This window comes from Novosphingobium pentaromativorans US6-1 (assembly GCF_000767465.1).
Lineage (GTDB): Bacteria > Pseudomonadota > Alphaproteobacteria > Sphingomonadales > Sphingomonadaceae > Novosphingobium > Novosphingobium pentaromativorans.
Window position 1 is genome coordinate 1,719,217 of sequence record NZ_CP009291.1, and the last position, 19,711, is coordinate 1,738,927.

General features: G+C 63.8%; 15 protein-coding genes. 4 read left to right on the forward strand and 11 right to left on the reverse strand.

Annotated features, from left to right (window positions below; genetic code table 11):
- From JI59_RS07940 to JI59_RS07955, 4 genes are read left to right on the forward strand one after another with little or no spacing between them, the layout of a single operon-like run.
- Nucleotides 1–1,500: a tyrosine-type recombinase/integrase gene (locus JI59_RS07940; protein ID WP_013831463.1), complete on the forward strand. Its 1,500-nt coding sequence runs from the start codon at nt 1–3 to the stop codon at nt 1,498–1,500.
- Nucleotides 1,497–3,284: a hypothetical protein gene (locus tag JI59_RS07945; RefSeq protein WP_013831462.1), complete on the forward strand. Its 1,788-nt coding sequence runs from the start codon at nt 1,497–1,499 to the stop codon at nt 3,282–3,284. Before JI59_RS07940 ends, JI59_RS07945 begins: the two co-directional genes overlap by 4 nt.
- Nucleotides 3,281–5,413 carry a hypothetical protein gene (locus tag JI59_RS07950; RefSeq protein WP_007013282.1) on the forward strand — a complete coding sequence of 711 codons (2,133 nt, stop codon included), beginning with the start codon at nt 3,281–3,283 and terminating at the stop codon, nt 5,411–5,413. The genes JI59_RS07945 and JI59_RS07950 overlap by 4 nt, the downstream gene beginning before the upstream one ends.
- Nucleotides 5,410–5,745 (forward strand): hypothetical protein, encoded by a 336-nt coding sequence (locus JI59_RS07955; protein WP_079731798.1) that lies wholly within the window; start codon nt 5,410–5,412, stop codon nt 5,743–5,745. Before JI59_RS07950 ends, JI59_RS07955 begins: the two co-directional genes overlap by 4 nt.
- Here JI59_RS07955 and JI59_RS07960 read toward each other — a convergent pair.
- From JI59_RS07960 to JI59_RS08010, 11 genes are all read right to left on the reverse strand, one after another.
- Entirely contained in the window at nt 5,680–6,648 is a 969-nt protein-coding gene (locus JI59_RS07960) for an ArdC family protein (protein ID WP_013831460.1), read from the reverse strand. The two genes, JI59_RS07955 and JI59_RS07960, sit on opposite strands and share 66 nt — an antisense overlap.
- Before the next feature lie 86 nt (nt 6,649–6,734).
- The gene (locus JI59_RS07965; protein ID WP_007013280.1) at nt 6,735–7,262 is read right to left on the reverse strand and encodes a hypothetical protein; all 528 of its coding nucleotides are present in this window, start codon (nt 7,260–7,262) and stop codon (nt 6,735–6,737) included.
- An 86-nt stretch (nt 7,263–7,348) separates the two neighbouring features.
- Nucleotides 7,349–8,080 (reverse strand): hypothetical protein, encoded by a 732-nt coding sequence (locus JI59_RS07970; RefSeq protein WP_038577295.1) that lies wholly within the window; start codon nt 8,078–8,080, stop codon nt 7,349–7,351.
- A gap of 34 nt (nt 8,081–8,114) precedes the next feature.
- The gene (locus JI59_RS07975; RefSeq protein WP_038575790.1) at nt 8,115–8,750 is read right to left on the reverse strand and encodes a hypothetical protein; all 636 of its coding nucleotides are present in this window, start codon (nt 8,748–8,750) and stop codon (nt 8,115–8,117) included.
- Nucleotides 8,743–9,228, reverse strand: a complete 486-nt coding sequence (locus JI59_RS07980) for a hypothetical protein (protein ID WP_007013277.1) — start codon at nt 9,226–9,228, stop codon at nt 8,743–8,745. The genes JI59_RS07975 and JI59_RS07980 overlap by 8 nt, the downstream gene beginning before the upstream one ends.
- A gap of 74 nt (nt 9,229–9,302) precedes the next feature.
- Complete coding sequence (locus tag JI59_RS07985; protein ID WP_007013276.1) at nt 9,303–11,417, reverse strand: strawberry notch C-terminal domain-containing protein; 2,115 nt, start codon at nt 11,415–11,417, stop codon at nt 9,303–9,305.
- 103 nt (nt 11,418–11,520) lie between these two features.
- Complete coding sequence (locus JI59_RS07990) at nt 11,521–12,525, reverse strand: tyrosine-type recombinase/integrase (protein WP_007015940.1); 1,005 nt, start codon at nt 12,523–12,525, stop codon at nt 11,521–11,523.
- Complete coding sequence (locus tag JI59_RS07995; RefSeq protein WP_007015939.1) at nt 12,522–13,877, reverse strand: tyrosine-type recombinase/integrase; 1,356 nt, start codon at nt 13,875–13,877, stop codon at nt 12,522–12,524. The genes JI59_RS07990 and JI59_RS07995 overlap by 4 nt, the downstream gene beginning before the upstream one ends.
- On the reverse strand, nt 13,874–15,106 hold the full coding sequence (locus tag JI59_RS08000; protein WP_004212848.1) for a site-specific integrase: 1,233 nt from the start codon (nt 15,104–15,106) through the stop codon (nt 13,874–13,876). The genes JI59_RS07995 and JI59_RS08000 overlap by 4 nt, the downstream gene beginning before the upstream one ends.
- Nucleotides 15,107–15,256: 150 nt before the next feature.
- Complete coding sequence (locus tag JI59_RS08005; RefSeq protein ID WP_007013275.1) at nt 15,257–17,467, reverse strand: strawberry notch-like NTP hydrolase domain-containing protein; 2,211 nt, start codon at nt 17,465–17,467, stop codon at nt 15,257–15,259.
- Nucleotides 17,468–17,609: 142 nt separating this feature from the next.
- Nucleotides 17,610–19,682, reverse strand: coding sequence for a ParB/RepB/Spo0J family partition protein (locus tag JI59_RS08010; RefSeq protein ID WP_007013274.1), 2,073 nt, complete (start codon nt 19,680–19,682; stop codon nt 17,610–17,612).
- Between the last annotated feature and the right edge of the window lie 29 nt (nt 19,683–19,711).

A 19,711-nucleotide genomic window follows, 5' to 3' on the forward strand; every position in this document is an offset into this window, starting at 1 on the left:
GTGGGCTCGAGCCCACCCCGGCAAAACATCGGCGCCCGGAGACTTCCCATCCCCAAGCTCTTCTTCACCGATCTCTCCTCCCTCCCCTCCACCGTCGTAATCGATGGGCAGGTTCACGGGCTGACGCCTGACGAAATCTCAGCAGCCAGCAGGTGTGGACTGGTCGATGGAATGCCGTTTATCCTGCGCGATGACGGGAGCTATGATCATCAGCTCAACCGCTTCTTCCGCTCCTGTCCCACGATGGGCGTGCGGTCGCTCAACAGCCTTCGGGCCTACGCGCGCGATATCGTCGTCTGGATGCGGTTCCTGGGCGAACGCAGAAACGGCAAATCCCTCTGGCAGGCCGATCGTGATGACGTCACCGCCTTCCACCATGCCCGGCGGCTGTCGAAGCCGCCCTATCGAATCTCGGCCGCATCGTGGAATCGCGCCGTAGCCGCGCTCGACAAACTCTATCGCTGGGCGCGCGACGAGAATCTGGTCGCCGATCTGCCGTTCACCTATCGCCAGAGCTGGGTCCGTTCGGCGCCGGACGGACCACGTCAGGCCGTAGCCGCCAATTGCGCGCGCGAGCCTGGGGCACGCAAGGGTAACATGCGCTTCGTCGATCTGGAGCGCTATATGCTGTTCCGGGATGTCGGCCTGCGAGGCCGGCTGCCGGATGGACGTGAGGATCCATACTGGCGTGGACGCCACGGTGAGCGCAACGCTCTGTTCGCCGAGTTCCTGATCACGACGGGGCTAAGGCTGCAGGAAGCATCGAGCCTGCTGCTCGGCGAGCTTCCACACCATAAGCTCTCCGACCCGTCGATCCGATCGGTGCCGTATCGGCTTGCGGCGGCTACGGCGAAGGGAGGTCGCGGACGAGATATCCGCCTGCCCGTCAGGCTGCTGGCCCAACTGCACGACTATGCGCGCATCGAACGGGAAAATGCCGTCAGCAAGCGAGGAGGCCGCGCCCCACCTTCGAATGCGCGGCCAATCCTCGCGACGCCGACTGGGCGTAGATCCCTTCGTGTCAGCAACGGTGATCGTGAAGCTGTCGTCAGCGTCGATCGCTTGTCTCCGACCGAACGCGCCAGGCTCATCGATGCAGATACGTTCGCACCGTTAAGCCTGTGGCTCACCGAAACCGGGCGGCCGATGACGATGCCGGCATGGGAGGCGGTATTCATGCGCGCGAGCGCCCGCTGCCATGCACTGGGGGTTGAAATCGACGTGACCCCACACATGCTGCGCCACGCCTTTGCCGTCCATATGCTTGCCCTGCTTCTGCGCGAGCAGGTCAAATACGCCGCCAGCGGTGACGCGGGGCAGACCGGCTCGGTCTATCGGCGCCTGATCGGCGATCCGCTGCTCAAGCTGCAGCGGCTGATGGGACACAGCCGGATCGAGAGCACCTACATCTATCTGGATCATCTCGACGAAAGTCAGGCGATTATCGATGTGGCGGTGGAGCAGTGGGGGCTTGATCTCGCGCCGGAAAAAGCAGCGTGACACGCGGGCACCATGCCCGCTTCCCGGAAGCTGCGCCGGAGTCCCCAACAGGTGCAACGGCGCTCGATCCGCGGCGGTTCGCTGTTCGCTGCGATGACGGCAGCGAGGTGCTGGTAGACATGCGCAACTGGAAGCGCACAGCCCTTACAGCCGAAATGGCGGTGTTGCTCGATGAATATATCCGCCGGATGGGACCAAGCCCCATCGCCCGTTCGGTTCAACGAAAGGTCAGGCAACTGGGTCTGTTCTGGACGTTCCTGGATATGAATGATCTGTCGGTGAGCGGGCTCGGCGACATCGATACGACGCTGATCAACGATTACGAACTCTGGTTGGAGCGCAATGGCGGAGGGCGCTTCCACCAGCGTCACCTTCTCGCAACGCTGATTGGGCTTCTGCGCCTTGCACCGGAAATGCGCGGCGGCATCCTCTCGCAGGAGACGGTCGCACGCCTGACCTTCATCGGCCACGGCGAAGGCGGGGTCAGCCAGCCACGAGATGCCTATAGCAGCGGCATTGCAAACCGGCTGAGAAATGCCGCCCGCGTACAGATCGAAGACGCGCGACGCCGGATAGCACTGGGCGACGCGCGACCGCCGATTCCGAAGCGCATGGAGATCGGGACTCGCGTCCACGAGCATTATGCCGCCGTGGTCGACGCGATCGTTCGCTTGGGTCAGGTCGGCACACGCCGCAAGGACGTAAGACGCTTCGTCCAACTCGCCGGGCACCGTGGGATCGATAATACGATGGAAGCCCTGCATGCCGGCTTCTACCTGACCCGGCTCGACTTCATCGCGTTCCTCGTGCTCCTGTCTCTTGAGACCGGCATGGAAATGGAATGCCTGCTGCGTCTCAAGGCGGACTGCCTGCGTAATCCCACCAAGGGCTATGTCGAGATCGAGTATTACAAGCGTCGCGCGCGCGGATCGGAATGGAAACGCTTGCGTGTACGCGATGGTGGTAGTGGCACGCCAGGCGGCCTGATCAAGCTCGCCCTCGCGCTGACCGAGCGGGCGCGAGGGCATCTCGGAACAGATCGGTTGTGGGCGATCTGGACCATCACAGGGCTCCGCGTGGCTGGCGACGATAGCCGCAAAGGCATAGAGGTCTTTGTCCGTCACCACCAATTGCTCGATGATGACGGCGCGCCGCTACACCTGTCGCTGTCGCGCCTTCGCAAGACCAACAAGGCCGAATGGTATCGCAAGACCGGTGGGCAGCTCGAGCACTTCGCTGTTGGGCACTCGATACCGGTCGCGGCGCGGCATTATGCCGAAATCCCGGCACTTCGACCGATCCACGAGCGAACCGTCGCCGAGGCCATCGGAGACGCGCTGGAAATGGCGCTACGGCCAACTATCCTGTTGCCCGACGCCGATGGAGATCAGCATACTGCGGGCGAGCAAGGTGGGAAACCTGCGTACTGTAGATCTTCATCCGGTGAGGACCTGTGGCTTGCCCGCTGTAGCGGCTTCTTCAAAAGCCCGTTCGGTTCAGCGGGCGAAGCCTGCCCGACGCCCTTCTGGGGGTGCCTTGAATGCGAAAACGCGGTGATCACGGCGCGCAAGCTGCCGGCGCTTGTTGCCTTCCAAACCTTCATGGTTGCGCAGCGCGAGGTGCTCGACGCCGAAGAGTGGGCAAGCAAGTTCGGCCGGGCCTGGTGGCGGATTGCGGGCCAGATCCTGCCAGCCTTCCCCATGGCGCTGGTCGAGGCAGCCCGCACCGAAGCCGAATTATCGGGCACGGAACTGTTCTATCTTCCCGTGGAAGCACGACTATGAGCGAGAGCCAGCCAGCCCTTGCGCCGGGACTTTCCGCGATACGCGCCCATGATGACGTTGTGCTGGCTTCGATGGCGCTCAAGGATGGCACCGACCGTGCCAAACTGTCCCGATTCCACGACGATATCTGGGATATCGACCCCGCAATCATTCACGTCACAGCGCGCAATGCCTTCCGCACGATCGACTTCAGCGGGATTGCCTGCCCCATCGAACGTCTGACAGCCAAGGAATATATCTATGCATGGCTGAACGAACTACTCCCGGATCGCGCGGGGCGTTTACGCCCGCTATCGACCCGCACCGCGCTGGCGACGCTCTGCAGGTTCATGGCGTTCGTCCGGGAGCGAGTCGGACGGTTCGACGTTCGGATCATCGACCAGGCATTGCTCGATGGATATCTCGCCGAACTGAGGGCGCGAAACGTGCAGCCGAGCCGGGTGGCGGCATGCCTGCGGCCGATCGTGCAGCTTCGCCGCCTGGCACCCTTCCTGTCCCACGGTGGGCTGCGCTTCGTGCCTTGGCACGGACGCGCGATCTACACCGTCGCGGGCTGCAAGGGTCGGCCCTCCGAGAATCTCACGCCGCGCATACCTGAGCCGGTAATCGGCGCACTTATCCGTTGGTCGCTCAAATATATCGACATCTTCGCGGCCGACATCTTCGCAGCGCGCGCTGAACTGGATGCACTTGAAACGGCCTATGCCGAGCGCCCCGCCAGTACAAAGCATAGCCGTCTGGCGGACCGGATGGCGGAGTGGACCGCTGCCCGTCGGTTGGCGGGCCGTGGTGTTCCTGTCTGGAACCGCCCACAGCGGAATGGGGGGATGAGCCAGGCCATCGCGGAATCCGACCGTTACGACGGTCACGTCGTGAACATGCGGCTGATCGCCATGCAGGCAGGGATCCATCCGACCACGCTCAGTCAGCCCAACATGAGGGCGCTCGTGCTCTCGGCAATCGAGGAACTCGGCATCGAGCATGGCGGTATGGACACGCTAATCACCCTCGATCCCGATAGCGGACGTCCTTGGCGTGAACGGTTCGATGCGTTCGATCTTGTCCGAGAAGAGCGGCACCTGCAAACGGCAGCCTACATTCTGTGTTCCTATCTGACCGGCATGCGCGATGGCGAAATCCAGGCCATGCGCCCGAATTGCATCAAGCGAGGCAAAAGTGCCGATGGGCGGATCGAGCGGATCGCGGTGCAGAGCATGATCTACAAGGGACGCGGGACACACGGTGAGATCGAAGAATGGGTGACGATTGCACCCGTCGCACGCGCCGTTGAGGTGGCCGAGCGCCTTGCGCGCCGCCATCGCGCACCGCATCAGCATGACGGTTTATGGATCGTGCTCGAACGGGGCACAGCCGTTGAGCGCACGCTTCCCCACATCGTGCAGCAGATCAACCGCTATCGTGAGCACCTCGACGCGCAATATGGCTCTGTCGACATGCCTGCCGTGCCGCTCGTTGATGGCCGAAACTGGGTCTTCAACACCCGCCAGTTCCGTCGCACGCTTGCCTGGTATATCGCCAATCGGCCGTTCGGCGTGGTTGCCGGGAAAATCCAGTACAAGCACGCCTCGGTCGCCATGTTCGACGGCTACGCCGGAGCGTCAGCATCCGGGTTCCGGCAGGAGGTCGAGCAGGAACGCGCCCTTGGTCAACTCGATGATATCGTCGTCCAATATGAGGGCTACCGCAATGGCGAGAGACTGGCGGGACCTGCAGGCGCTCGGATCACTGCGGAAATGATGCGGGTAGCAACTGCCGCCGAGCTGCCCGGCATTGTTGCAGACGAAAAACGGGTGAAAGCGATGCTCGCTCATCTGGCGCGAACGCTGCATGTGGGCGTGCTCAACGACTGCTTCTTCGATCGCGCGACCGCGCTATGCCTGCGGAGCGCCAACGAAGGTGCGGCGCCGCGGCTCTCAAACTGCGCGCCGGATCGCTGTCCGAACTCGTGTATCACGAGCCGCCATGTTCCGGCATGGCAATCCGCCATCGATGATGCCGAGGCGGTGTTGAAGAGCAAGCGCCTGTCAGCCGCCCAACGCACGGCGATACGTGCGGATCGGGACCGCATGAAGAAGGTGATCGCGCTATGGGCGGATCCAGCGGCATGAAGCCGGTCAGCACCGAGACCGAACGCAGATTACGGGGCGCCCTGGCGCGCCTCGTGGCGAGCGGCGACCGGCTGTCGGTCGCGAACCTGGCGCGGCAGGCGGGTGTGAGCCGCGCTACCGCGAACAGGGCGGTTGCGGTCCGGGCAGAGCTGCGCGAGGCCGCAGCCGGGCGCCAAGGTGCCGCACCGGCAGCAATCGACAGCGGCGAGCAGTCGCAGACCATAGGCGAGAATATCCTCGCCCAACACGTGCAGGTACGTGCGCTGCTACGCGGCGAGGAACGCAGGCGAAATGCCGACGCCGGCAACGTCGTCCCCATCCTGCGGCGATGATACAATCTGCTCCGGCGGGGGCGTTGGCTGCTGAGCGTGCATCCAGTCCGCAGCCTGCTGCGCCTTGCTGGCAGCCGTGAAGATCGCGCGTGAGTCATTCTTCAACACCTCGAGCCAGGAGGCAATGTACGCTGCATGATCGGGACGTGGGTGATGCGCGATGCCGAGGTCCGCGAGCACGAGGCCGCTCAGAATCTCAACGCAGCACTCCTCGGCCGCATAAGCGGCGGAACCGAAGCGGCCGGAGAGGTCGCGATCGAGCCGATGCTTGGCTCCTGAGGCGTGGCCGTTCTCGTGAAGCCAGACACCGTAAAAAGAGGCAGCGTCGCGGAAACACTCGAACGGGGGCATGCACACCGTATCCGTCGAGGGGCGATAATAGGCCTCCGAACCGCCAAAGACAGTCGCGATACCCAGGCTGGAAATGAACGCTTCCGCTGCGGCATGGCGCGCCGTGTCCGGGAGCATCGTGATGGGCGGCACCTCATAGCCATCAACCTGCGCCACGTTGAAGACGGAAAATGCGCGCGCGAACATCTTGCGATGGCCATTCTCGTCCTCATCGCTGTCATCGTCGGCAGCGGAAGACACCTGCTTCCAGAACACCACGGTGGTGGCGTGCTCGCCCTTGCGGACTTGCGCGCCGGCCTCGATCCATTGGCGATAGGTGCCCCACAGCCCATCGCTGTAGCCGCCCGCCATCGCCGCCACCCAGAGCGCCACGGTGTTTATGCCGCGATAGCGCTTGGCCGAACTGACGTTGGTCGGGCGCGCAACGCTGGTGCCATGATGATGCCAAGGTGCGCGCCAGTCACCGGCCCCGTTCTCAATAGCTGCGATAATCTCGGCGGTGACGCGCGTGTAGACGTCAGCGCGCTCGCCAGCCTGCTTGCGATATGCCATGTTCATCTCCTGGGAAATGGCCGCGAGCGCACGTCGGCATCGCCCGCATCGGGGCGCGCACGGGGCTCAGCGGTGCGATGGAAAGATTAGTGAGCCGTCGGTGAGACAGGTTGACTGTTCAGATAACGCCCGTAATCGGGGCCCGTGACCGCGCGCAGTTCGGTACGGCCGTCGTCGGTCTGGAGCAGCTTCACCTGTTCGCCGCGATGGGAGAGTAGGCCGTGTTGCATGTTGATCCCGGCAAGGGCCGCAGGCAGCGTGCGCAGATAGGACGCGGGCGCCCCTACCAGGCTCGCGAGCTGACCGAAGGACCAGTTGGTCGGGGCAATCGGCGTGTCGTCGCCGGGCGCGATCAGCGTGAGCAGTTCCGGATCCTCGCTACGCGCCTCGACACGGACAGACCTGCTTTCGACGATCCGTGTGGTCGCCTGATCGGCCCGGCGGCGCACGCTGGCGTGAAGGTCGGTGAGTGAGAGATAACGTTCGTCGTCCGGGCGCGAGAACCATTCGGATGAAACGCGGGAGATGTTCTGGCCACGCGAGATATCGACGCGGTATCCGCCGCTGACGGGCGCGTCTGAGGGTTGCTCGATGATGCGGGCGATGGTGGCCATGGTGGTGTTCCTCGAAGATGGTGATGATCAAAAGCCCGAAGCGTCGCCGCCCTCAGGCTCATCCTCTTCATCCCCCTTCCCTTTCGTCACATGGCAGTTGACCCCGCCCCGTTGGGGCCGGCGATCAGCGGTTGCCATTCGTAAAGCAGGTGAGCATCCGGATCGTGTTCGTTCCCGATCGCGATCCGCACCAGGCGTCCATCGCAGGCAAAATTGGCGGCGCGCGGGAAATCGCAGTAGCTGCGCCCTTCGAACACGAAATCCCGGGAGCGAACCTCAATGATCTTGCGCGCTGCGCCCAGTGCGCGATGGGTGAAGGGTGCGTGCAGGAGGGTGAGGGTATCGCCGGGTTTGAGGCGCTTCCTGAAGCTGGCGAGCGAGACCAGATTGTCGACCGGATTGGCCTTCCCGCGCCGGGCAGCGAGCGCCGCCCAATAGGCCTGCCTAATGGCGACTTCTGCATAGAACGAGCAGTTCCAGTAATCCTGGAGCGGGTTGGTGCGGCAAAAGCCGAAGCGCTCGATCTGATCGCGCACCGTCGTGATGAACGTCTCCTGCGCGTCGCGCGTTGACAGATCACGCGGAGCGTCGAGAACTTCGGCCGTGATCTTGCGGCCACCGGTAAATCGCTCGCTGCGAAGGGCGAAGCGGATTTCAGGGAAATGGTTCGCAAGGTGCGTTTCGATCCGGCGGCACAATGTGCTGTGGTCCTCGGACGCACGATAGAGGTCGCCCTGATAGTGGAAATTGCCGCGTTCGTCGTAGGGGGTCTCGCTGTAGAGGCGCGCGGGCGCCTCCACCGGGGTGGTGGATGGCATCATCGTGTCCTTTTTCATTGAGTAAGAAGGAGTGTCAGACGCGGCCCGCGGCTACCCAGGCCCAGTACCCGAGCCGGGTGTCGTCATTGGCCACTTCGGCCTGCCAATCGGCGATGGGATATTCGGGATCCTCGCTCCAGCCATTGCGGCTTTCAGCGGCAGTGGCTGCATGAGATTTTCGCGACAGCATGTCATTCAGCACGGCGCCTGTGGTCTTGAAGACCATACCATCGGCAAAGATCGCGCAGGCCCCGCCCCCGAATTCACCCACCTTGGGACGAGAGCAACTGCATGCCCATTCGAACCCGATGGGCGCCTGACGCAGGGTTTCCTGGCAGCAATGCCGGATCAGCTGCGCGAGAGCATCCGGCTGGAAGTCAGTGGTCGAATAGAGGCAGACGGTGGATAGTTCCGGACGGTCACGCGGGTTTTCGGCTGCGAATTCCACGCCAAAGTCCGGAAAATCCGGATCGGCAAAGATGGCAAGAAACCCGCTCCACGGCTCGTCCGGATTGACCGGCGGAAAGGCGGCCAAAAACTCCGGCGATGGATCCTTGGGGGTGTCTTCGGCCATGAAGGCGTAGCTCGCCTCGAATGCCTCCTCGATCAGCGCCAGTTCGGCATGGGTGCAACTGAAGGAGAAACTGCCTTGGATGTAGGTGTCAGCCATTGTCCGTTTCCCCATTCACGTCGATGCATGCAGGGCCGCCTGCGATGGTGACTGGCGGGGGCTGGAATTCCGCGCTTTCGAACCATGCTTCGATCGCCTCCATGGTTCCAAGCGCGCAGATCATGCTGTGGGCAAGGACGATTTCCTCGTTCTCGGTCATGTCGAACTGTGCGGGCGTGCCGGTGCCGGTAAAGACCACGCGCTCAGGTCCGAAAACACCGCTGCAGCTGCCGGAATCGCGTACAAAGGCGATGCCATGGTCTTCGCAGAACTGCTCGGTCCACTCGAACATGCCGCCGGGCTGCGCATAGGCGAAGGCCGCGAGGGTCTCGCCGGGACGCAGCGATGCAGGATCGAGTGGCTCGCCTTCCCAGTCGGCGCGCCCTCCGTCGCGGTCAATCGCTTCGAACAGGCCAGAAATACACACATGAGGGATCACACCGCCGATGAGGATCGATGCACTTGCCCGGTCAGCCATCTGGGTTCTCCATATTTGAGGTTCTGAAATGCGCGCCCGGCCAACCGGGCGCACCTACCCTCCCCCCACTCCCTTCACGAGCCAGGGCGTGATGGTGCGGATGCCGGAGCCGAGAACCCTTGCGATATCGCGGAAAGGACCTCTTCAGCCCGATCGAGGGGCACGAAAATGCGCGTGGTGTACTGGATCACCTCGGTGAAGCAGCCCCGCGCCTTGAGCCAGTCCCGGTCGCCGGGACCGGCACCGCGCAGTTCCAGGCGGCGGCTGTTGTTGACGAAGACCGAGGCCAGGCGAACGCCGTCGAGCCCGGGAACAGGCACACCGCCGTCGCTTCGCGCGGCAGCAATCAGTTCGGCCGGCGTCAGGCGCACGGATGCTGCAAGGCCAAACTCGGCCTGAAGTTTCTCGACGGCGGCCGGCATAACGATCCGGCCGAGCAATGCTTCGCTGGTCCTGTCGGTAATCCTCCAGACCCGAACATCGTCCGATGGGAGCTTGTGCCAGACCGGCAGCAGGAGCCCGGTCGCCAGGCTGATGGTCTCGACATCAAGCTGGGCCGAGGCTGCCGTCACTTCGGTCTCCCACAATGTGCGGAACGCATCCTGCTCGATCGGCTGCCAGTGGGTGCCCTCCAGGGCATGCGCGGACAGGCGTTCGCTTCCTGTGGGCCGGACCAGTTGGCACATGGGCACCGGGCGCCCCTCGTCATCGGTGATCGACCAGGAGGGAACGCGCAGCGCGACCTTGCCCGAGCGGCCGTTCCGCAGCCAGGCAACGCCCTCGGTGCCTTCCCACATGCGCGTGAGCCGCGCCCATGACATGGTGCGCGGTTTGGTGTGAAGTTCGAGGCGCAGCAGGCGTGTCTGCGCACCGGTGACGGGATCCGTGCGCAAGACCTGCTCCCCAAGCGGCACGACCCGTTCGGCGACAATGGTCTCGACGCCCAGATCGAGCGTGCCCGCCTCGCGCGCGGCATCGATACGGGCCTGGATGAGCCCGCCATATTCCTCGAAAATGGCATTCTGCGCCGCGATTCTGAGCGCCAGGATGCGATTGAGCCAGCGCTGGATCGGCGGTAGGCGCTCCAGCAGAGCGCCGCTATCATCCTCGACCAGCTTGAGACCGGTCATGTTCGTAAAGTCGGGAAGTGTTGTGCTGGAAAGCTTGCCGGCGTGCAGCAGGTGATACCACTGGGTCAGGGCTTCGCGGGCATAGGTACTTTCGAGGCTGTCAGCCGGGTTGAAGAGGTTCTGCCCGCCAGTCTGGCGCTGGCCGCGCGTCAGTGCCCCCAGGCTGTCGAGCCGCCGTGCGATGGTACTGATGAACCGTCGCTCGCCCTTGCAGTCGGTGGTAACGGGACGGAAGACCGGCGCACTGGCCTGGTTAGTACGATGGGTGCGCCCGAGCCCCTGGATGGCGCTTGCCGCCTTCCAGCCCGGTTCGAGCAGGAAGTGAATGCGGCGTTTCCCGGCGCTGCCGCTGCCCAGGTCAGCGTGGTAGGAACGCCCCGTGCCGCCGGCATCGGAAAAGGCGAGAATCGGCTTGCGGCCGGCCATGAAGGCATCGCTGTCAGCCTTGCGCGCGCCGGGGCTGCGCGTTTCCAGTTTCTGGTTGCCGTGCGGATCGAGAACAATGCGTTTGGTCCGGCCAGTCACTTCAGCGACTGCATCCTTGCCGAAGTGGGCGATCAAGGCATCGAGCGCAGCGGGAATGGGCGGCATGCCGCACAGCTGCTCGATCAGATCGTCGCGCGCAGCCATGGCTTCGCGGCACGGCACCGGCGCGCCGTGTTCGTCGACCATCAGTTCGGAACGGGCGGTGCCATCGCTGGCCGTGAATACCCGCATCTGCCGGGTCGGAAAGGCATTCCTGAGGTAATCCACAAGCCCGTCCCTGGGCGAAACGTCCACAGCGAGATGCGCGCGCTCCTGCGCCGAGAGGCCCGACAGGCGCCGTTCAAGGACGGCTTCCCCCGTCGTCACCAGTTGCACGACGGCGGCATGGCCGGTCGCGACTTCGGTTTCGATCGCCCGGATCAGGCTCGGCATCTTCATCGACAGGAGCACCTGGCTGAAGAAACGCTGCTTGGCACTTTCGAACCGGGAGAGCGCCGAACCCTTGGCCTGCGCGTTCAGGGTATCGCCCGACATGCGATCGACGACGCCGGTGGCTTTCAGGGCCTCGTCCAAGTGCTGATGTATGATTCCTTATCGCGAGGAAGCGATAATGCGCAGGAACGCGGCGTAGGCCCCGCCAGACTGCGGAACATTACGGCATTTCCTGCGCATTATTTCACAGGGTGTCGAGCCACTCCATCAGGCTGGCATCCCGTTTCCACGAAGGGGGTACGTTGCTCGCCGCCGGCGCACCCACCTGTTCCAGCGCCTTTCGCTTGGTCTCGAGATTGGCCTGTGCGTAGTGGTTGGTCGTGTCGAGGCTGACATGCCCCAGCCAACTGCGGATAACGGTAATGTCCACTCCGGCTGCTACAAGGTGGACGGCGGTTGCGTGCCGGAAGCTGTGCGGCGTCACATGCTTGGACCGGAGCGACGGCACAGCCTTGGCTGCCTCGTCAACATAGGCGGCGAGTTTGAACCGCACGCCCGACGCGCCCAGCGGCTTGCCATATCGGTTGACGAAGATGCGCTCGTCTGGCGCACGCGGTTGGCGTTCCAGTAACTTTTCGATCAACGTCACGGTTTCCGGCCAGAGCGGACAGATCCGTTCCTTGCGCCCCTTGCCATTGAGGCGAGCGCAGTGGGGTGCATCGAACCGGATCGCGTCGGGGCACAGATCAAGCGCTTCCTGGATCCGCGCGCCGCTGTTGTACAGGAACGAGAGCAACGCATGGTCGCGCATTCCCGCGACAGTGCTCCGATCGGGTTGGGCGAGAATCGCCTCGACTTCCGCCGGCTCGAGATAGCACGGCGCGGATGTCGGTTCCCGCTTGAGCGGTACGGTCAGAACCTCTGCGCATTGCGCGACATATTCCGGATTCCTGTCCGCCACGAAGCTGAAGAAGCTGCGGATCGCGGCGAGCCGGCAGTTACGCGTGCCGATCGTGGACCCGCGCCCATGTTCGGTATGGTGGAGGAACGCGCGCACCTCGTCGGCAGAGATATCGGCCAGTGCGACTCGCGCGACCCCGCCGCCTTTTCGCTCGGCGATAAAGCGCAGCAACAGCCGCCAGGTGTCACGATAGGACCGGATCGTATGGACCGAAGCACTGCGTTGCTCGACCAGCCATTCCTGGAAGAACGCCCGCAACAGAGAGGGGAACGGGTCGCTTCTCGTCATGGCCGCGCCTCCATGGTGAGGCATCGGGCGCCGACGGCACGGAAGCGTTCGCTTGCTTCCTGCAGCAGATCCTGCGTGACGGTGATGTAGACCAGCGTGGAGTTGATATCCCGGTGGCCCATGTAGGTGGAGAGGAAGTGCAGCTTGTCCTGCGGATTGACGCCGGCCCGGTACCATTGGAGTATCCGGTTGACGACCATCGAATGGCGCAGATCGTGAACGCGCGGCCCCGTTCGCCCGGTCGGGGCCTTGAACCCGGCGCGGCGCATGACATCGGTGATCATCGTCGAGACAGACCGCGGCGTGTAGCGATCATTGAAGTGCCCGTGCCAGAACAGACCTGATTCCGGATTTTGCGGCGCACCTGCGCGCTGCCTTGCATCGATATAGGCGCGCAGTTCGGCGAGGACGCTGCCTGTCAATGGCAGGATCCGGGTCTTGTAGAACTTCGTTTGCCGGATCGTGATCGTGCCCGACTGGAAGTCCACGTCGCCCAGATCGAGTCTGGCGAGTTCGCTGCGGCGCAGACCGGCACAATAGGCCAGAAGCACCATGGTGTAGAGGACCATCGGTCGCAGCGGTGCATTTGGCGACGGGTAGGAACGGGCAACATTGAGCATGTTCCGGACATCGGACGGGCTGAAGATATGCGGCCGCCGATGTTCTCGCGCCACTTCCCGTTCGGGCCGGGCGTCAAAGCGTTTCGGCGGGATGCCGGGATCGAGGCGATGCCGCGCCTTGGTCAGGAGGCGCCCGAGCTTCTGGCATTCAGCCGCGTGATTGCGAGTTGGTTTGGCCGCCTTCCAGCACGCCAGCATGGTTTCAAGCGATGACCCGGCAAGTTCGGGGTTCGCCTGAAGGAACCGGTCGAACCGCAATATCCAGTGGCCCTGCGTTTCATACTGATAGCCCCGGCTGTGCATCAGCGCGACATGATCGCGCATGAAGTCGCCCAGCACGCTGCCGAAGGGTGCAGGCTGTCGCAACGCGGCGAGTTCCTCATCGGGATTGGACGACGCCAGCGCGCGCCAGATCGGCTTGCTGTGTTTGACGTTGTACCGACGGCGAAGCGCGACAATGGGATTGTCGGCGATCAGTCCGATTTCGGCGAGGTGGTCAAGGAAGCGATCGACGATGCAGACCTGGTTCAGCAATGTCGACATTCGCCAGCGTCTTGCCATTTCCTTCAGCCAGGCCTCGAGCATCTGCCGGTCCACCGCCGGATGCCGGCGGGCAACATCTTCGAAGGTGCGAAGGAACCAGCGATAGGTCGGTACGCTTCCCGGCCGGAACTGCGATTTTACCAGGAAGGCGTCGACGACGGTGCGATCGGGATCGTGCCAGGCGCTCATGACAGCACCTCCATTCCAGGCACATCGAGTGCCACGGCTCGGAGATCATCTGTTGCCAGTTTGAGATAAGTATTGGTGGATTCGGTGGATCGATGCCCGAGCACGTCGCCGATAATCTTTTGCGGGACCGACGCCCGCAGCATTTCAACCGCACGGGCGTGACGGAACACATGCGGTCCCCGCTTCCCGGGCGGTTCGACGCCTGCGGCCGACAACCGTCCCCTGACCATGCCATACAGGTTCGTCATCGCGATATAGGGCGCGCAGGACCGGACGAAGACCTCCCGCGCTTCGGTCCGGGGCCGCCCATGGCGAAGGTAATCGAACAGCGCCTCGCCAACCGGCGCCAGGAGCGGCATGGCGGAATGCGCATTGGTCTTGGTGTGGCGGATATGCAGGGATTCTTCGCGCCAGTTCACGTCCTCAAGGCGCAGGCGACAGATTTCGCCTTCGCGCAGGCCATATGTCGCAAGCAGCTGAAGTATCGCATGATCGCGCAGCCCTCGCGGCGACAGGTCCGTCTTCGCAGCTGCCAGCACCGCCGCGATTTGCTCCGTGTCCAGCGTCGAGGGCACATCTTCATAGGCGTAGAGCATGGGACCGATGATGTGCGGGGTGAGATCGGTCGGGATACGACCCGTCCGGTGCAGATAGCGGACCACCGAGCGGAGCCGCTCCGCAACATCCGCCAGTGACTTGCGCCGCAGGCCAGGCCCGCGCATGTCCATGTAGAGATCGACATCCCTGACATTCAGTGTTGCGAGACCAGCTCCGCCGCCGCGATCGAACTGCCAGCGCAGGAAGTTTCGTGCCTCCCACATCGCCGCCGCAATGCTCGCACTCGCCAGACCGCGTTCGTCGCGCAGCCATGCCTCGTATTCGCAGCAGATCGCATGGCGGAACGCCGCGTCGGGTCCGGTCAGTTCCGGTTCGGGAGGCCATTTGCCCTGGGCAAGCCGAAGCAGCTTGGAAATCGCCGTGCGCGGCAGCTTGTGCCAGCGTGGGCTGGGATCCCGGCCATACCGGGCCTGAAAATCCTCGATCGCATAGTGGAAATACTGATCGACCTGCCCGGGCGTCACGGATTCCACCCGGATATCGCATTCGGCCAGGTAATCGAGAAACGCACGAGCATAGAGGCGATGGTTCGCAACCACCACGGGATTGTAATTTCGCTCCGTCAGGAAATTCGTGAGCTTGGCGATCAGCTCATCGTGCAACTTCAACATGATTGTCTCCTCGGTTGGTCCAGAGACCGCCGAGGTTCGCAACCAAAATAATGCGCAGCAAATTTGCGCCAGATAACGGAAATTCCGCGACTACGCCGCGTTCCTGCGCATTATCGCTTCCTCGCGATAAACGATCTTATGCGCAGCTGCTCATAAGATCGCCCAGGCGTCCGCGTAAGCATCATAGATCGCGATCTGGTCCGGCGTCAGCTTGTGTTCGAGGGCCTCGTATTCGACGCCGGCAAAGCTGAGAGCCCGGGCGGTATAGAGCCCCATGGCTTTCAGATCGCGTGCGACGATTTCCATGGCGGCAATGCCGCCGTCCTCCATCGCCGCCATGAACCCGGCCCGGTCACGAAAGGCCGTACCCGGTCCCCACAGCCCGAGACGCGCGGCGTAGCACAGGTTCGCTGGATCGGTGGCGCCGGTCGCGGAAACATAGAGCACGCGTGCGCGCGGCAGCGCGTGCTGCAGGCGCACGCCGGCAAGACCCTGTTCGGAACCCTTGGCCGCGCCGAACTCGGTCTCGGTTCCCGCCGCATTGGCCATGGCGTGCGCCTCGTCGAACACCAGCATGCCTTCGAAGTCCTCGCCCAGCCAGGTGCGGATTTGCTGGAGCCGCGAGGCCTCGTCGTGGCGCGAGGAGCGCAAGGTCGCGTATGTCAGGAACAGGATGCCGCTGGTCATGGCAATCGGCTTGCCAAGCGGGAAGGCATCGAGCGGCTGGATATCAATGGGAAGGCCGCCCAGCGCCGCCCAGTCGCGGCGGGCGTCCTCGATGAGGCCGGAGGCAAGCGAGATCCATACAGCCTTGCGGCGTCGCCGGTTCCACTGATCGAGGATTGCAGCGGCAACTTCGCGCCCCTTGCCGACACCGGTACCGTCGCCAATGAAATACCCGGTACGATAGACATGCCCGTCCGCGGCCTCGGCCAGTTGATCGCCCGCCTCGTTGGGAATGAAGGCGCCCGGCAGATCGCGCTCGAATGCCTCGCCGGCCTGGATAACGGTTTCAAGCTGCGCATCGGAAAGCGCGGCAAGGGCGCGCGCCTGCAGCATGGGCCGATAGCAGGGGGCCGGCGGCAGGACCGAAGCCATGGCAAGCGATTCCACAAGCTGGTCGGGATGCGCAGCCGCTCCCGGGATTGCGATGCGGGAAAGCCGCCAGGGCACGTAGATGCCGACGGGATCGCCCGCTGGCAGCGGCGTCTCGCGGACTGCATATTCGAGCGGTTTCGCCGCATCATCGACGCGCGGATCTCGCCGGGGGACGGTGCGGCGTGGCGATGCGAGCCCCGAGAACAAGGGCGAGGCGGCAGGCCGCGCTGCGGCACGCGCTGGCGGTTGCGGCAGTGCCGCCGCAGGTGGCAGTGTCGGCGAGGGATCAAGCCGGGGCGGCAGTGCCAGAATGACTGGCAAGGCCTCTTCCAGCGTATGGACAGTATGGCGCTCCACCGGCCCCGCCCAGCCCTTGTCGTAAACAAGCAGACGCACCGCGATGCTTGTGCCATGTTTGGCGAAAGGGCTGCCCAGGATCGTCAGTTCCATGCGCGGCGGCGCAACCTCGGCCACTGCGGTGTATCCCGCCGAAGCGCTGCCATCACAGGCGAAACCCGGCGGCATGATCGCCACGCAGCGCCCGCCATGGCCGAGCCGCAGAAGTGCCGATCGCAGATGGCGCGCGCCGGCGTGACGATCGGCGCCGCGCCCCTCGCTGCGGCTGAATGGCGGGTTGATCAGAATGACGTCGGGTGAAACGCCAGCGGGCAGTTTGTCGTGAATGAACTCGGCATCATGCGTGGTGACCTCGCGGGCCATCGCCCTGCCCAGCAATGCGGCACGGCCGGGATCGCGTTCGTTGAGGAGCAGCCGCGCACTGGCCCGCGCCGCATGCACCGCGAGCATGCCGGTCCCCGCCGAAGGTTCGAGCACGAGGTCCGACGGCACAATTCGCGCTGCCTTGGCTGCTAGCCAGGCCAGGGCTAGCGGTGTGCTGAACTGCTGCAGATCGATCTGGGCTTCGGACCGGTAGGTCTGTGTCGGCAGGCTCTTCTGCAAGGCGAGAAGCGCTGCAAACATGGCACAAGGATCGTCACTATGCAGCGTCTCCCAGTCCTTGCGACGCAGCAATAGGACCTGCGACGTCTCGAGCGCATCATAGGCATCGCGCATCGACCAGGCGCCGTTGGCGTCCGATGCGCCGAACGTCTCGGCCATCAGCTGATTAAGGTTTCGGCGGGAAATGGGATGAGACCGTGACAGCCTGTCGGCCACGGCCCTGGCGACGACAAGCAGTTTGTCAGCCTTGGTGGTACCGGCAGCGCCATCGGCCCCGGCGAGATCGAGAAGTGGGAGGTTCATCGAGGTGATCCTTGGATAGAACAGGCGTCTCTTCCGCCGCCTTGCCCATCCCTCCTTTCCCCCTCGGTCAGTGTGAGCGGGACGCAAGGAAACGGGGCCACGGCATGATTGCCGCAGCCCCGTGAGGAGGGTTCAGTCGAGTTCAGGCGGCTGCGGCGATCGGATCGCTGTCGTCCTCGTCAGCCGGGTTCGGTTCTGCTTTGACGCCGGGACCGGTTTTCAATTCCGGTTCACTGCTCGGCGCGTCGGTCGCGTTGTCATCCGAAGCGAGGTCCGTGCTGTCGGCAGCGTCGAGCGGCGCGAAGCGCATGGCATCGGGCAGCCAGGCCAATGCCCGTTCCTTGATGTCGGACTCGACCAGAATGTCGCCGGCAAACAGCTTCTCGGCCGAGGCGGCAAGGTCATGCTTCTTCGAGGCGCCGTAACGCTGGCGAAGTTCGCCGCCGCCAACTTCGTCAAACAGATCGAGGATCGCCGGCTTGGTGATGCGGTCGAAGTAGTTCCGGGCCGTCGGCCGCCACCAGGCCGCGACATCGATATCCAGCTTTGTGCCCAAATGATCGATGAACGCACTGCCCGTTGCGCCAGCTGGTACGGCGTCGATCGTGCGCGCTACCGCCCATCCCAGCCAGGCCGCGATGGCTTCCTCGGGAAGCGCGCAGAAGGCATCGTAGCGCATACGAACATCGTCGTGATCGCACCAGCTACGGTCGAGGGAACCCTCGATCCGTGCCCATTCCTCGGCTGCCTGCGTGCCGCTCTCGAAGTTGGAAACGCGCGGGCTCGGCACCCGGGCACGCAGGTCGCTGGCGAGTTCCATGCCGCCGTAGAGCCGGGTTGCCGCATCGGCCATGATGAAGGTTCCGAGGTCCAGGGCGAAACGCGGATCGCTCGCGACATGAACCGCCAGCATCTCCGTCTTCATCATGGCCAGTTCGTCGATGAGACGCTGGCTGTGCGCGGGCCTGGATGCGGCATCCGCCTGAGCGTCCTCACCATCTTGGTCATCGCCGCCGTCGATCCCGATGCCCTCGTCGTCGCCCGCCGGCTCTTCGACTGGCGCGACGTAAAGCTGTTCGTGAACCCTGGGCTGGCCATCACGGCCGATCACCACGTAGGCGAGCGAGGACGCCTTCTGCTCATCGGTGAGGATGGGGACCCGATTCTGGATCGCCTCGTATTCCGCCTCGAGTGCCTGGACGCGGGCTTCATCGTCCGCGGTGTAACCCTCGCCATCCTCGTCGTCGGCCGTCTCTCCGATTGCCTCGATCTCGGACTGGATCGCCTCGCAGCGCGCTTCCTGCTCCGCCGTGAGCGGCGGCAGTTCCCCATCGACATGGCGCAGGGAATAGGTCTCGGTGTAGGGAATGTGGGAAGCCGGAACCGCGCGGATCTGGGCATAGCCTTCGCGTGTCCGGATCGCTTCGGCTGCGGCGGTAAGCTTTTCCTCGGCGAGGTGATCGAGGATATCGCCGTCGATCCACATTTCGCTTTCCACGTCGGAAAAGAGATCGGCATCGATCCGGCCGCCAGAGGCAACGTAGGCTTCCCGGCCCACCAGCAGCGCCTTGGGGTCGCTGCCGCGATAGCCGCCCGAGGCAAGCTGACGGCGGATTTCGCTGAGGTTGCTGCGGTAGTAGCCCTGCCCCAGTTGCTCGAACACCGAGGCCTGTCGTGCGGTGTCCGATGTGCTGGCGTAGGCCATTGCAACATCGAGCGTGATCTCGCCTTCGCGCAGAGCCTCGAAGACCGGTTCGGCAAGATTGGCCAGCCGCAAGCGGCCGAGCACGAAGCGCTCGGTGAGACCGAAACGCTTGGCTATGTCGGCAGGCGTCTTCTTCTCGGTCTCGATGATATCCTGAAAGGCGCGGCAGGCATCGGCAGGCGACATTGAGAGCTTGAAGAAGTTTTCCGAGAGGCTGATTTCGATGGCGTCGTTGGCCTCGGCAACGACCATGACCGGCAGTTCGGTATCGGCGGCGAGGTCGCCTTTTTCGATTGCGCGGTGGACGGCATCGAGGCGGCGGCCGCCTGCAGTGATCCGATAATGGCCTTTCTTGCGCGTGACTGGCAGGCCGATAAGGTTCTGGATCACGCCTCGCGCGACGATACTGGCTTCGAGCTGAGCATCGGCCTCGGGATCGCTCATCTTGCGCACGTTGCTCGGCGACTTCGTCAGTTTTGAGGCCGAGACGAAGATGATGGGCTGGGACATGGATATTCTCCTGGCGGACGAGGCCCGAC